16 protein-coding genes are annotated in these 14,919 nt (G+C 34.2%); 1 reads left to right on the top strand and 15 read right to left on the bottom strand.

The genetic code is table 11. The features are described 5' to 3' along the window. Nucleotides 1–35: 35 nt before the first annotated feature. The 8 genes from FS802_RS17445 to cpaB all read right to left on the bottom strand — a co-directional run bounded on the left by FS802_RS17445 (nt 36) and on the right by cpaB (nt 5,765). Nucleotides 36–236 (bottom strand): hypothetical protein, encoded by a 201-nt coding sequence (locus FS802_RS17445; RefSeq protein ID WP_098707769.1) that lies wholly within the window; start codon nt 234–236, stop codon nt 36–38. Nucleotides 237–308: 72 nt separating this feature from the next. After that, nucleotides 309–512, bottom strand: a complete 204-nt coding sequence (locus FS802_RS17440; protein WP_046956595.1) for a hypothetical protein — start codon at nt 510–512, stop codon at nt 309–311. 66 nt (nt 513–578) lie between these two features. Continuing rightward, a complete protein-coding gene (locus tag FS802_RS17435) occupies nt 579–782 on the bottom strand; it encodes a hypothetical protein (protein WP_087983662.1) in 204 nt (67 codons plus the stop codon). Nucleotides 783–823: 41 nt separating this feature from the next. Continuing rightward, entirely contained in the window at nt 824–1,690 is an 867-nt protein-coding gene (locus FS802_RS17430; RefSeq protein ID WP_098654152.1) for a hypothetical protein, read from the bottom strand. Between the two features lies 1 nt (nt 1,691). Next, on the bottom strand, nt 1,692–2,624 hold the full coding sequence (locus FS802_RS17425; RefSeq protein ID WP_098654151.1) for a type II secretion system F family protein: 933 nt from the start codon (nt 2,622–2,624) through the stop codon (nt 1,692–1,694). Next, nucleotides 2,617–4,050, bottom strand: coding sequence for a TadA family conjugal transfer-associated ATPase (locus FS802_RS17420; RefSeq protein ID WP_144525266.1), 1,434 nt, complete (start codon nt 4,048–4,050; stop codon nt 2,617–2,619). The genes FS802_RS17425 and FS802_RS17420 overlap by 8 nt, the downstream gene beginning before the upstream one ends. 16 nt (nt 4,051–4,066) lie before the next feature. Continuing rightward, nucleotides 4,067–4,888: a CpaE/TadZ family protein gene (locus FS802_RS17415; RefSeq protein WP_098720713.1), complete on the bottom strand. Its 822-nt coding sequence runs from the start codon at nt 4,886–4,888 to the stop codon at nt 4,067–4,069. 16 nt (nt 4,889–4,904) lie between these two features. Then, nucleotides 4,905–5,765 carry a Flp pilus assembly protein CpaB gene (gene cpaB, locus FS802_RS17410; protein WP_144525264.1) on the bottom strand — a complete coding sequence of 287 codons (861 nt, stop codon included), beginning with the start codon at nt 5,763–5,765 and terminating at the stop codon, nt 4,905–4,907. A 373-nt stretch (nt 5,766–6,138) separates the two neighbouring features. On the opposite strand from cpaB, the gene FS802_RS17405 reads away from it, so the two are divergent. Next, the gene (locus FS802_RS17405) at nt 6,139–6,330 is read left to right on the top strand and encodes a hypothetical protein (RefSeq protein ID WP_088112865.1); all 192 of its coding nucleotides are present in this window, start codon (nt 6,139–6,141) and stop codon (nt 6,328–6,330) included. Nucleotides 6,331–6,515: 185 nt separating this feature from the next. On the opposite strand, the gene FS802_RS31155 is transcribed toward FS802_RS17405, so the two are convergent. The 7 genes from FS802_RS31155 to FS802_RS17370 form a co-directional block, all read right to left on the bottom strand. Then, nucleotides 6,516–6,677, bottom strand: a complete 162-nt coding sequence (locus FS802_RS31155) for a hypothetical protein (RefSeq protein ID WP_000358424.1) — start codon at nt 6,675–6,677, stop codon at nt 6,516–6,518. A 130-nt stretch (nt 6,678–6,807) separates the two neighbouring features. Beyond that, on the bottom strand, nt 6,808–9,153 hold the full coding sequence (locus FS802_RS17400; protein WP_144525262.1) for a hypothetical protein: 2,346 nt from the start codon (nt 9,151–9,153) through the stop codon (nt 6,808–6,810). 123 nt (nt 9,154–9,276) lie between these two features. Continuing rightward, nucleotides 9,277–10,539 (bottom strand): S-layer homology domain-containing protein, encoded by a 1,263-nt coding sequence (locus tag FS802_RS17395; protein ID WP_144525260.1) that lies wholly within the window; start codon nt 10,537–10,539, stop codon nt 9,277–9,279. A 224-nt stretch (nt 10,540–10,763) separates the two neighbouring features. Next, on the bottom strand, nt 10,764–11,159 hold the full coding sequence (locus tag FS802_RS17385; protein ID WP_144525258.1) for a DUF4320 family protein: 396 nt from the start codon (nt 11,157–11,159) through the stop codon (nt 10,764–10,766). 25 nt (nt 11,160–11,184) lie between these two features. After that, nucleotides 11,185–11,634 (bottom strand): hypothetical protein, encoded by a 450-nt coding sequence (locus FS802_RS17380; protein ID WP_098654144.1) that lies wholly within the window; start codon nt 11,632–11,634, stop codon nt 11,185–11,187. 16 nt (nt 11,635–11,650) lie between these two features. Next, a complete protein-coding gene (locus FS802_RS17375; RefSeq protein ID WP_098654143.1) occupies nt 11,651–13,150 on the bottom strand; it encodes a hypothetical protein in 1,500 nt (499 codons plus the stop codon). A 19-nt stretch (nt 13,151–13,169) separates the two neighbouring features. Further along, nucleotides 13,170–14,123, bottom strand: a complete 954-nt coding sequence (locus FS802_RS17370; protein ID WP_098654142.1) for a hypothetical protein — start codon at nt 14,121–14,123, stop codon at nt 13,170–13,172. Nucleotides 14,124–14,919 lie beyond the last annotated feature (796 nt).

The raw sequence follows: 14,919 nt of genomic DNA, 5'->3' as shown, positions 1-14,919 counted from the left end.
TAGTAGTCCCCTTATGTTTACTATTAAATTTATATTTAGTTCCAAGAATCTACATCTGCATTTTTTGATGCTTTTGTGAATCGAGCTAGAATTGTATCATAGCCACCTTGAATTGCTTTCCATACAAATGGCCCAATCACTAATACGATAATTACCGCCAAGGCGATTAACATACCGTTTTCTGATGATAATTGTGAGTCTTCATTTTTTAACCATTTCTTCATTTTTGCTAGCATATTATTTTATCTCCTTCATATATTAATTTTAAGAATCTAGTAAAATAAGAACTTCTCTATCTAAACCTTCTATTACTTATTCCACGAATTTACGTCTGCATTGCTTGATGCTTTTGTGAATCGAGCTAGAATTGTATCATAGCCACCTTGAATTGCTTTCCATACAAATGGCCCAATCACTAATACGATAATTACCGCCAGAGCGATTAACATACCGTTTTCTGATGATAACTGTGAATCTTCATTCTTTAACCAATTGTTCATTTTTGCTAACATGATTAGAACTCCCTTATCTATTTATTTGAGCTATACGTAATAAACATCATTATTTTAAAACTTCTATTATTTGTTCCAAGTATTCACATCTGCATTGCTTGATGCTTTTGTAAATCGAGCTAGAATTGTGTCATACCCGCCTTGAATTGCTTTCCATACAAACGGGCCAATCACTAATACAATAATTACTGCCAAGGCAATTAACATACCGTTTTCTGATGATAATTGTGAGTCTTCATTTTTTAACCATTTCTTCATTTTTGTTAACATGTGTATTACTCCTTTTCTTATTCCATTTTTGATAATGTCTTCTATAAACTTGCAAATCCTTGCATTAAGGATTGAATAACAATCACCATTGGATAAATTACAATACAACCAATTACAGCAACGTTAAATTTATTCATTTCCATTGGCTTATTTTGAATGAGACGGTTATAGTTCTCATGTTTTAATTCACACATCATTTTAATTTGTGCGTCCATAATACGAAGACTTTGTACCTTGTCCGTTTTTTGCGCTTGTTGCAATGCAATCGTAAAGGTATTTACTTCTGGACTATTTAAAGCTGCTGCAAAGTTTCTAAATGGTTGATCCGAACCCGCATACATTTCTAATTCCGCTGTAAGTTTAGATACATACGGTCGAAGGTGCCTCCCAGCATATATCTGCGCCTTTTTTACTGCCTCTAATGTTGTATGTGTTTTTAACAACTGCAGCATCGGAATTAGATACTCTGGTAATTCGAACTTCCTTGCTTCTATCGCCTGCTTGATTCTTTTCTTTAATAAATAATCAGGATAGAAATAAAGCAGTGGTGAAATCAAAACGCCCACTTTAAATAGGTAGTAATCATGAAACACCGTACATATCAAGAAAACAGAGGTAAAAATGATGGGATATGCAACCTTCATTTTCAAATATTCTTCTGGTTTCGTATCCAAACCAGCTTCTTCTAATTTTTTTTGGATCAGCTCTTTCTTTTCTTCTGTCAGATACTTATGTGACAATGACTGGAAAGGAGCGAGCATCATTTGATTTAAATTCTTTTTTTCAATTCGTTTTGCATTTTTTACATAGTTTGTCAGTAGGCTACCACTATCTTTTTTACTTTGTAGAAAGGTAGAGAATACCCAATACATGACAACGAATACCACTACAGCTAAAATCGCAGCCACTTTATTCCCCTCTTTCTGTTGGATTATAATTTGCAATCTTTTCTACACGGATTGCTAAGAAAAATACAATGAACATATTTACCGCTAATGCGATTTTTCCCATCATAGAACCTGCTAAAAATCCATATGCTTCTTTTGACATCAACATAATAACAATCGGCATGGCAATGACGATTAAGCAGTTCTGTACAAAGGCACGTTGTGCTTGCGATAAACTAGAACGTAATCTTGCCAGGTATAGCTTTTGTTTTTCGAAATCTTCTGCAATATCTAGTAAGACTTGCACTGAATTCGCGCCACCTTCTCGACTACACACTTCCAACATTTCATGGAAGAAAACCAATTCTCTAAAATTAAAAGTTTCATTGAATCCTCTAAATGCACGGTGCATTGTAGTTCCACCTTCTAATAAAAGAGAAACTTTTTCTATTTCTTCTTGAATGCTCTCGTGCATCATTGGCTTCACTTGTACTAACACGCGTTTTGCGTTATTAGTAATTTGAAGTGCATTCGCTACAGCCTTCATATAAATAGAAAGACGGTCAATGACAACCAAGTAGTAACGTTTTTTTCTTCGATAGAGGAGAAATCTCGGAACTAAAAATCCACATAAAACGAAAACCAGTGTAAAAAGATCTCTTCCAAAAGAAAAATAGAACACCGCTGCAATACTCATTCCGGAAAGAATCATATATGCCCAGTACATGCTGTTCGTCAATTTCCACTCGTACTTTTGCGCTTCTTGTATAACGGATTGTGGTAGATACACTCGTATCCCCTTAATATTCCTTAATTCCAAGCGCCTTTCTTCTTTTTCGTTTTCTTGTACAAATTGGGAAAGAGCAGAACCTTTAGATTTTGCAAAAAGTAAAACGAGAAATACTATACTAATAAAGATTAAAAATATACATCCATAAGCCAACAAACTATGCATACTGCACCTCCCGTTGTGAAAGGAATGGCGCATAAAGAGCTGGTTTTACAGTGGAAGAACGGAATTTCTTCTCCATTTCAGCTGACATTTTTGCTGTAATAATATGGTCTCCATGAATCTTTCCTACTCTCTCATTCATTTCATCGTATTCCTCACCTGATAGAATAAATTGAGAAAGCTGATTGAACTGTATATCATCTTGATAATCCAATAATTCAATCATCTCTGTAATATAGCGATTTCCATCGTCTTTCTTTTCTAAAAAGACAATCACATCAAATGTCTGTGAGATTAATTCATATAAATACTGAGCATCGATATTTGCACCACTTTGCAAACACATAAGCATTAAACGTCTTACTGCTTCTTTCGCACTCCTTGCATGGACAGAGGTAAAACCAGGATGTCCTGTTTGGAAGAAGTTAATCATTTTTAACGCTTCTTTCCCCCTCGATTCACCTACAATTAATCTCTTAGGCCCTTGCCGTAAAGCATTTGTTAACAATCTATCAAAGTCGATTGCATTTTCTTCTACTTCGGATGCCCTACACTGCATCGGAACAAAATGATGTTCCGGAAAAATGCGATGCAAATATAATTCAGGGTTATCTTCTACTACCAGAGTACGTTCTTTTTTCTTTCCTTTCGGAATGTGAGAGGCAAGATATTTCATAAACTCTGATTTTCCGGTACCTGTAGCTCCAGCAACTAGAATATTCATTTTGGCTTTCACAGCTGCAGCTAAGAAATCTAGCATTTCTTTTGTTGCTTGATTCGTAGATAACATACGCTCTTCAGAAGCACGAAGATGATCAGCATTTTTACGAATTGTTATTGTTGTACCCAATCCCCCAAGTTCATCTAATGCAATATTGATACGTATATAGGGAAATACGCAGTCTACATAGGGTTTAGCTGTATTTAAGGATTCTGAAGTACTGTTTACCATCTTGTAGGCTAAAGCTTTGACTTCTTCTTCCGTTTCGAATCGGTAAGGGAATGTACATTCTCCCTCCCCAATTTTTTCGTATATTATCTCTTTTGTACCATTTATATAAATATCGGTTACGTTCTTATCCTGTTTCAAAGTCTCTATAATTCCAAATCCAACAATATCGTCACACACCATATTTAGTAACTGTTCAGAAGGTACATCTGAAACAACGACTTGATTGCTTAGTAAAAAGCTTTTAATGATTTGCTCTACAGCTTTCCTCTTCTCTTTATTCATAAAGGATTCGCTTAAGATATTACGATGGTCTTTTACTAAAAACGCACGAATCTCATCCGTTATATTTTTAATTTGTTGAGCTGTAGTTGTTCCTAACCTTCGAGCCGATTTGGAACGAATCATATAACCAAAGTGATATAAATCAACTCGATTTCGCTTTAAGGTGACTTGTTTTTCCTGTAAATAGCCCCACATACTACTTGCCTCCTTTTTAATTTCTTAAACCAAAGAGACCCTTTTTCATAGAGGATGTATGCTGTTTTGGGATATCAAGACCAGCTGCTTCCATAATGTGATGGACCTTTGTATTAATTTGTGGGGAACCAAATTGCATCCCCCATTCGTAACTCGTACGATCTCTGTCAAACGGAATTGTCACCGCAATTTTTCGGGAAGAAAGCTTTTCAATATCTTCTACATAATCCTCATCTCCCATATTCAAAATATGAATCATACGAGGCATTGTTAGCTTTGCTTCTTCTATTAGTTGTAATTCTCTCTTAATTGCTATTGCACCACGAGGATTGCCATTTAACACATGAACAACAAGGTCTGATTGGTATAGGATCGGATAACTCAGCACCTCGGATAATTCAGTTGGTACCGATAGAATGATATAATCGTATTCTGTATCTACAAGTGATTCTATAAATGTCGTTACAAACAGTTCTTTGTTTTGAATCTCCGGGAATTGAGCTATGCTATAACCTGATGGAAATACCAGAAAATCCATCTTATCTTGCAATTTTTGCATCAACCTTGGATTCCCTTTTTTCTCTAACAAATCTTGCTTGGTACAAATATACTGCGAGAGATTGTATTCATTTTCTTTTCTAACAAGCTCTAAGATGTTTTTACTCTCATGACTAAGACCGGTTCCAACTGCAAAACTTGGCCTTACTTGGTCTGCTTCTACATAAAGTACCTTTTTCCCTAAATGAGCTAACTCATTTGCCATTGCGATACTTAACGTACTTTTTCCTACGTTTTCGTTTGTCGCATAAAAGGCAACTATCCTTACTTGCCCCTCCATCTTAATAACCCCTTTCTTATTTGGATTCATTCAGATACTGTGCAACATATTCTTTTACATTTTTAGAAATAGGATTTGTTGAATGTTTCTCTACATAATCTAAAATGTTCTTCTGATCTGATATTTGTGTGAACCCTTCTGCTGGTTGTATCTCTTTCCCTGTTTGTTCAATCTTTTGCCCGACTGCAACAGGGATTACATCTCCAAGAGTTTTCGCACGGTTTAGATATTGAAGTTGTTCTGGTGAAACGGCCAATGTATATAAGCGGGTTACCTTCGGCTTTTGTTTTCCTTCTTGTTCCTCTTTTGATTCTTTCTTTTCTATCACAAATGCATCTTCTGTATTACTATCTTTTGCAGCTGTCACACGTACACGTTGGAACAGACCACCGAAGATAACCTTCTCATTGTCCCCTTCTTTCACAACCTGTTTAAAATACAAGTCCACATACGTGTTTGGAATAATACTATTCCCTGAACTTGTTTCCAAATCAACGAGTAATGGGAAAGCAACTTCTCCATCTTTCAAATTTAAAATGGCACAGTCCGGTAACTCTTCTTTCTTTACTACTTTTTTTTGAAAGAGATAGCTATTTTCAGAAATGGGTTGCCCATCATTTGTCCACTTCCCTACAACATCTTTTTTGCTTACACGTAATGCATTTGGTGGAATGGCATCACCAGGTAATGTTCGTTCCACTAGCATGTCTTCTTTAATCTCTGTATGCGCAGGTATATCCTTTGCGGCTACAACAATCTTGGTTGGTTTTACCGCATTTTCTACTGCAAAATGATTGTATTCATAAATACCCGCTACTGTTGCAGTAGCTAAACCTACCGCTACAATCTGCTTCTTTTGAAACTTAGATGGCTTCAATATTTGTATTCCTCCTTATGTAGCCTTTAAACGCAAAAAAGGACACACCTATGGCATAATGCGCCTTAGGTGTGTCCTTTTAGCTAATCTAAAGTCTATATGAAAATGTTGGATTTGATTTCTTTAATATTACAATTTCAATATTATGATATATAGCATTTTATGTCAATCATTTCTAAAAAAATATTATTTTTACCATTCTAAAATTCTAATTTTAAAAATAAAAAACAGCCTTAAAATGCCGTCACATCAAGGTTTACAAGCTATAAAACATCTCATAAATATGGTATAAGTAATCTAACGTAACTGAATATTTCAGGGTGGCCAGTTGCTATCTTTTCTCTTTCATTTTATGGAGAAAGGAGGTGACCTGATGGACATTCTTTTCATGATAGCAATTGAAATTGTAAAAGTTATTGCTAGAGAAGTCGCTGTATTTGTTGCAAAACGAGTAGGGAAATCCCTATCAACGTCTTGGAAACAAACACAAAAAAAGCGACAAAAGACGAAAAGAACCACCCTCAATGCCAGCAAGCGTCTGAAGGGCGGTTCTAAGAAAAAATAAACTTTTTTTAGCAACCATCCACCTTGCGGTAACAGTTACATAAGGCGAAGTGTTACCAGCACTTCGTCTTCTTTAGTTTATGCAAAAACTATCTTTGTAATACTTCTACACATATTATAACACCAACTATCGTACATGTCATGTGTATTCATCTATTACAGTTAGCGAGATAAAACAAAGTATTTTTAAAATGAAATCAATTTCGTTCCTGTTTCAAAATACTTTGCAGGAGCATAACTTTTTCCATTTCGATCCTGAAATTCGTTTCCAATGTATAGCGATACAATCATTGCGATTACTCCAATAAAAATTACTCGTCTCACACGCTGCTTTTTCTTTTTATCCACTCAAAATTCCCCTTTCTACGAAAAAAGGCACACCCCATTAAGGGGTGTGCCTTTGGTTTATCCATTCAGCTACTAGTTTCAGATGGATATATTATTGTGTCGATTCAACCTATTATACAATGCTACTTAACTAATTTCTATTCTTCATATAATACCAGTTTGATAAATCAGTAATAATATGTTCCTTTCCCGCCCAGTTCCAGCCTGGTGTTTGTACAGGGAATGGAAGATCTGCAAGCACCCTTCTCTTTTTAAAGTCATCGTATGCGACCCCTTTAATTTCTACCTCACTTGTCAGGCACAAGCTCATTTCATTTACACCTGCTGGTTTTGTTTCAACATTGAACGCATATTTCCCATCTTTCGTTTTTAATGGAGCATACCATTTGCGTTGGCCATCAATAATTTTTTCTTGACCATCCCAATATAGAGACTTAGTTGGTCTTTTACTATCGAAAACATGTCCTGTTATTTCAGACAAATACATATTTTTAGGTAGGAATTTTGATGTTAAACCAGTATTAGTAACACCCTCTAATTCTTGTGTAGTTTTTAATCCTTCATCAGCAAAAGGATATTGTGCCGTTGCTTTTGCAAATACACCAGGATAATTTGCATTCCAGTCATTTTTGTATTTTCCGTTTACTTCATAGGAAAACCCATAGCCAGAATGAAGCTTAGATGGTGCTAAATTATCTATACTTCCACTTAATGTTTCATAGAACATTTCTCCCACTGTGTCCTCTTTTGATACACGTTCACTTACTGTCTCTACTACACCTTTCACACTCGTTACACCACACATTGCCTTTTCTTTTGAAGGCTCATAGATAGCGGTTTTAATAGGATTATTTTTATACGTAGTTTCCTCTATGTCTATGCGATTACCAGCAGGGTTAATTTCTGCCTGAATTGTTCCTTTTCCTTTATGTTTCCAGTCAAGGTTCAAAGTTTTCTTTTCTCCCTCAGTTAATCTTACCTTTTGTAATGATACTTGTTGTCCGTTATGCTTTAGCACGACTACTGTTTCAGGATTTGCATATTTCGCTTCTAGTACATCTAACTTTTTAATTTTATTCTTCTCTTTTTCTAGTTTTTGTCTTGCTGTATCTAGCCTACTTGCAGCATCATCTAATCTATTTTCTTCCCAAGAGCAGTCTCTATCAATATAGTAGTCATGGCCTTCTTCGTCTTTCTCATGAATTGGATTACGACGACAATAACTTAAACTAGACTGTGCACTGTCTCTACCTGATTCAGCACTATATACTTCTTGTTGAGATTTATTAATAGTATTATTTACCTTTATTCTATATTGGTCACGCTCTGGTTTAAAATTATCACGTGATACATCTATTCTTGTTTTTATATTCTTTCCTTCTCTTGCTGTCTCTCCTTCAATTCGGTCAGCAGAGAAATCAATTTTATATTTAAAATCATCTTCATCACCTGAATCTGGATTAGGTGTTACTTCTGTACCACAGTTACCATCTACAATAAAATCTACTTTCTTCTCATTTGAATCCCTTTGTACAGCATCTGCTACTTTAATTTCCGCAGTATATCGCCCACACATTTGCGGCTGCCAAGTTACATCTTCTTTTTTAAATTGCCCTGAATCGCCTTCATTTGTTTTTTGATTATCTTTTTGTGGAGTTGAACGTAAGTAATTTTCCTGGTGATGCACCGTTTCGCCATCTTTTGTAATATCTAGTATCCACTTCACTCGATTTCGTTCCCCAGCAGCTTTTTGATAAGGGTTTACTGTTGTTCCATTTGGATCTCGGTCATTGTATCCCTTATTTTTACTTACATACTCAAAACCGTTAAATATAAATTTCACAGGTATATCTTTTTTTCCGCTCATAGCTTGAAAGTCTTTTACTTGAGGTTTACTGGTACGTACATACCACAAGCTATACCTATTTACATTATCTACACCACTAGCACCAGCGTATCCACCAGAAAGATATGCAATGTCACGAATCCAATAAAACTGTCCAAGTTCTCTAAAACTTTCATAAGTTTGTATCATATGTTTATCCATATTTTCTAAAACGAATCCTGGGTTTCCCCAATATTTACTAGAAATAACAGAATTATTTACCCTTTCTATTTCAGTCACCATACGGTCACCCGCTGGTACTTTACCATTTAAGTAACCTTCATTTGCAATTCGAATATATGGCTCTGAAGTATCTTCAGCATGTACTAAATTCTCCCTTGGGTTCTCCCAATTAAAAGAACCGTTATATACTGCAGGAAAGTGCACATCGGCCTTATATAAAGATTCTTTAGCTGCATATCCACTTCCAGGTCTATAATATTTTCCTGGCAACTGTAAGTTAAGTGAAGTCAAAAACGAATCATTTTGACCGTTATAGAATGGGACATCGTTGTTTTTAGCACTTGCCATACTAGGTATAGCAAGCATAGTTGAAGTACAAATAAATAGTAAACCTCTTTTAAATTTCATTTTTTTCTCCTCCCGAAACATAAAAAAGGACACACCTGTACCATTGGGATGGTACGTAAGGTGTGTCCTTTACGTATGCTTAATTAAATATTATATTCATATTTTATAATACTTAGTATATCATTATTTTGTTTCAATTTGAATATACATTGTATCAAAAGCTGCAGTTTGACCAATACGGACTTTATAATTACCTTTTTGATAATTGTTAATAGAGTCTTGCGCAATAGTTTCATCAATTTCTTGCTCTAAATTCAATCCACTTAAGAAGGTAACCCATCGTTTAGCTAATTCTACAGTTGCTGGATTATTATCTAAAAAATAGATTTTATAATTACTATTTACAGAACCTTCAATTGCAAATTGTGCACCTATTGAACCAGCTGGAAGATACATATCTTTATCCAAAATACGTACTCCTCCTCTTAAATCTTTATATTTAAGATTTGTATTGTACTTTTTATTAATATCTTTTACTATATTTTGTGCTTCTGTTGATAATTGTTTTTGCACACTTTCATTTTTCAAAGCTTCAGGGTTATAATCAAAGTCAGGTTGTGCAATCTCAACGTCTAATCCCTCAGGCACTTTAGGCTGTTCCGGTTTCACTTCTAGTTTTTCTTCTGGTTTTGTTTCAGGTTTTGGGTCTGGCTTCACTTCTGGTTTTTCTTCTGGTTTCGTTTCAGGCTTTGGATCTGGCTTCACTTCTGGTTTAGTCTCTTTTTCTATAACATTAATAGAGTTATATAAGAACTGGCTATATTGTTCACGAGTTACATGTGCATATGGTGAATACATCTTACCGCCTGTACCAATAGTAACGCCATTTTCTTCTAATGCATTAATTGCATTATATGCCCAAGAGTTTTTATCCACGTCAGTGAATGATGTTGTTTTAGTAGCTTTGAATTTAAAAGCATTTGTAAGTACTTGTGCCATCTGTTCACGAGTTAAAATATCGTCTGGACCATATTTCCCTTCACCATAACCTGCAACAAGACCCTCTTTAGCAAGTGCTCTGATTTCTTTTTCAAACATATGTCCTTTAATATCTGTAAATGGATTTTTGAAGCTAGCATCTGCATCTGCCGGTTTTACATATGCATATATCATACGAGCGACTTGTCCACGAGTTACATTGTCACCAAAACCAAAAACATTATTTCCGTATCCTGCTACTACTTTACGGTTTGCTAGATCATAGATAGCTTTTGTAGACCAATGATTTGCTGGAACATCATTGAACTTTAATGAGTCTGTGTTATCAGCCTTAGCAGTAAATGCTCCTGCTCCTAGTAATGATGTACCCATAATTGTTAATGCTGTTGCTGTTTTTAAAAATTTATTTGCCATTGTTTGTTCCTCCAAATATATTAGTTTTTTCATAGATTCCTTTATTGTACCGAATTTAAATATAAAATCCAGATACTTTAACATACAAATTAATGAATTAATGTTTTTTTATAACCGTTGTTCTATATGGAAAATTTCACCATATAGAAATAGGCTTGTAAAATATTTTTATATATTTATTTATAAATATATTTTCCTAGTAAAAAAACACACTTTTCAGTATAGTTTTTCACCTCTTTTTAAACCTATTGATATTTTCAACGGAAATAGATTTGTCCCATTCCATCTTTGTTAGCCCATATCGGAGCATTCACACTGTCTATCCCTATCATTTTAAAAATAAAGAAGTGATGTTCAGCTTTTATCTTGAAATTTAATGGCTGATTATGATCTACGCGCCCTTTTGTATATTCATATTTCCATCCATCCATATTCTGCTCTTTCATTTTCTTCTCTATATCAGGAATTAGATTTACGTTTTTCCCTTCATATGTGTACTGAAAACCACCTGTTTGTTCTGCTAACTCTACTGTACTAGAAGCAAAATCATGTGCCTTTACTAACTGCATTCCATACAGTACACCTTCTGGTATAAGAGTTATCAATAATAAAGAAAGCGTTAGAAAAAGCGCTGTTGTTACTGTATTTTGCATTTCTTACACACCTACTTTTTCTTATTTATTTCACGTTTCCTCCAGCTTTTTTATTGTCAGAATCTGCTTCATAAATAAATATGTGTTTCGCGTTACTCTTAATGTTGCCTTTCTTTTCATCAAATTGTTTAGTATAACTAGCAGCTTCCGCCTCTCCTTCAACCGCAATCATTGCAGGTTGTTCTTGTACAGCATGTACAGAAAACTCTCGTTTTGATGCCGGATCCTTAAATGTTGCATTTTGTTTATAAGACTTTTCAAATTCTTTCTTTGCGATTTCTGGTTCAATTGCAATTACTTCTTGTGCTCGTAAAACACCAACCTTTACAGCTTTATCCATTGCTGTACTTCCAGCACGTTCTAATGCAGACTTATTATCGGTATGTGTTGTATCTCCAATAATCATATCTGTCATAAAGAATAGACAGCCAACAAATAATAATAGTGAGGCAGCACCTATAATAAATTTTTGCATCTCTCTTCACCCTTCCTTAATTTTCGGACTTCCGAAATCGAAATCCACTTAAAATGAAACCTTTCTTTTGATTCAACAATTGATTTGGTAGCAGTAGCTCAGCTATTTCCTTCAGTATTCCTTCTAGCTCTTTATAATAATTCCGACTAGATAGCAACGTACTACTATTTAATTGAGATTCAAATACATCTTCTATCTCATATGATAGTAAAGCAGTTAATAACTTATCTCCAAAACATTCCTCTACTACCTCATGCTTTAAAAGTGCAGAAGAAAACTTATTCCCAATGATTCTCGTTTTCTCTAAAGCTAAGTAAGAAACGAGCTTTCTCTCTTTTTGTGTAAGAGGATGCGCTATCTTTAGCAATTGATGCAGATCTGGTTCCGCTACAAAGAAGATATAATCTGCCATTTCGCATACTTCATGGTATAAATCTTTATCCCAATCGTACCCCGCATCAATAATAGATATAGGTGCTTCTTGGTTACCCAATAAAACCTTAATAAAATGGTCAAAGTCCTGCTCTGTATCATTTTTTAACTCTTGGTCCACTATAGGATTCTTTACAATATAATTTATCCTTCCTTGCTTCCATTTTGGAATTGATAATATATCGGATTCCTTCTGCAACATCTCTTTATATCGCTGTAACATAAATTCACTACGATAGTTTTCTGGTGCTTCTGTGTATCCCTTTAGTAACGGATATGTATAGCCATCATCATATAGATTCTCTATATAATTCACATCAATCTGTAGTTCATTTAAATACGCAGCTAAAAGGTGTGAAACAAAAGTAGCACCACTTCTTCTACTCATACTGGCCACAACAATTGTTTTTCTTGGAATGGCAATACCAATTTGTTTCTCATATACCGGCTCAAAAGCCAATTTATACTGTTTTTTTATAATAGGTGCTTTTGGCGTCTCCTCTGAGATAGTCTTACGCTTTTGTTTGTTTTTAAATAGTTTGTTGGAACTAAAAGCTGGTTCACTTTTACCACCTTCCTCTAATTCACTTGATACTTCCTCTTCTTCCTTATCAACAGGAACCTCAGGCAACTTCGTTTGTTGCGGCGCCTGACTTGCTCCTACGATTTCTGCTACATTTTTAATATCCGATTCCTGCAGCAGCTGTGGAATGACCTTATTATCAATATCAATTTTACGAGAGTTAAAAATGTCATAGATACCTAGATAAATCAATTTCGCCAAAAACTCATCATCATTTTCACACTCTGTAAATACCACAATACGAATATCCCGATTAAAGCGAATATCTCTTAGTTTTTGTAAGATAATTAATTCACGTTTCTCTTCATGTCCCGCATCAATATTTAATCGTTTGTCATTAATACATAGAATATTGGGTTGTTCCATATCTAGAATTTCATCTAGGTACTTGATGTGCATCACATCACTATCAGCTACTTCAAATCCCGCACCAATAAAATCCTCACGTAAATATGCCGTATATACAGTATCACTAATAGCTAAAACGATTTTTTTCAACATAGTTAACCTCCTACAAACTCTAACGTTGGATTAAAATCATATTTTCAATTGGAATCTGTGCCTGAAGATGAACCTTCCCAATAATCTCATTCCGAATATACTCGATTTCAACTTGTTCCATTGGACGTGGAGCCCCAAAATCAGAATTTAGTTTTACTCGTATTTCTAATCGATCTTGTATCTCATGTAAAGGTGTATCAAGATAAAGAATGCTGTAGTATAAAACACCATCTTCAATATTTTTTTGAATCATATCCTTTGTTTGATAAATAAATGTAACCTCAGCAACCTCAATAAAAGGGTCGTCAATTGTTACTTTACTATTCCAATTTAGATTCCAGATTTCACAATGCTCTTCTGCATGCACAACAACTCCATTAATTGAAGGCGTAATAGCAAAAAGACGATCTACAGGAGCTTTGGTTAACGAGGTAATCTCACCTTTCTCTAATTCAAAACCTTTTTCCAATCGCTCATGTTCAAAAGCACATTCAGCACCAGCGAATGCGATTTCACAGAATACTTGTTCTAGTAATGGATGAACCCCCTCATATGTTCGTACGGCAAACACACAAAACTCCTGTGTTTCATCTGTTCGAATGATTTCGTATAATTCAAATTCAGATGCATTTGCTAAGGCAAAAGGAATATCTTTTATAAAGTTAGGATCAGTATATAAAGTGTCTGGAATTTGTGTTTCAGGATGATGTATAAACTCTAGGCAAAGTTGATACCCTTTTAAAAACGCATTCTTAGCTGCTGCTGGGAATAAAGTTTCAAAACGTTTTACATTATTTTTAAATTTTTGTTCTTCAACTTCGTTATTAAATTTTCTTTCTTGTAAAATATTCGTTCTATTACCTAACTGCAAAAAGTAATGATTAATCATTCGATTAATACTTTCCTCAAATGTTGTATTATCCTCACAATACTTTGTAAATCTCTTTTTACTCAGGTTTATTATTTCATTCATAGCCTGGATTCTCCCTCTCAAATGTTATATATACAAAAAAAGACACACCAATGGCAGGTTATGTGCCTTCGGTGTGTCCGTTTAGCTAGAAATTAAATCTATTAATTTGTATATTAATCTTGAATAATTGTCATTCACACATAAGAATAAAGCTATAATTTTTAAAAGTCAATAGCTTTATTGCATCCTTGTGCATATATAACTATTCCTCTTTCTCTATACTTCCATGTATCTAAACTCAAAGATACAGTTAATTACACAAACTTCTATATTAATCAAACAATTTTTAGAATAATACAATGTATAGAAAATTATTTACTAGAAATCTGCAATTATTATAACAAAATCTCGTAATTTTATTTACGATTAAATTTTTAAAACTACTTAACATACAATCGCCCCCATATTAATATTATGTAAACAATAAAAGCCCATTTTATTAAGTACACTCACATTCATATATAAACTGACATTAATATGTAAAGAAAAATTCAAGGGGAATTGTTAATTTCATATCAACATTTTGATAGAATAAGTATATATATTAGATATCATTAACATCTTATAAGATACATTTCTTAATAGGAAAAATTATAAATAACCATCTGTTAATAGCAATATACATTTAGATTTTTATCATCTTCATGTAGAAAAACTATTACATTTCAATAAATTCTCTTAACAAACCACTATATTCAAAAGATTACTCCAAGAGATCTGGAGCTTTCGTAAAAAACACTATAATCTTAATGCATTATTCAACTTTCGAAACTCCATTATCTCTGTTATTGATATC

Source organism: Bacillus sp. DE0042, assembly GCF_007680225.1.
Classification (GTDB): Bacteria; Bacillota; Bacilli; order Bacillales; family Bacillaceae_G; genus Bacillus_A; species Bacillus_A wiedmannii.
Note: the sequence above shows the minus strand (reverse complement) of the source record. Positions and strands in the feature narration are given on the sequence as shown.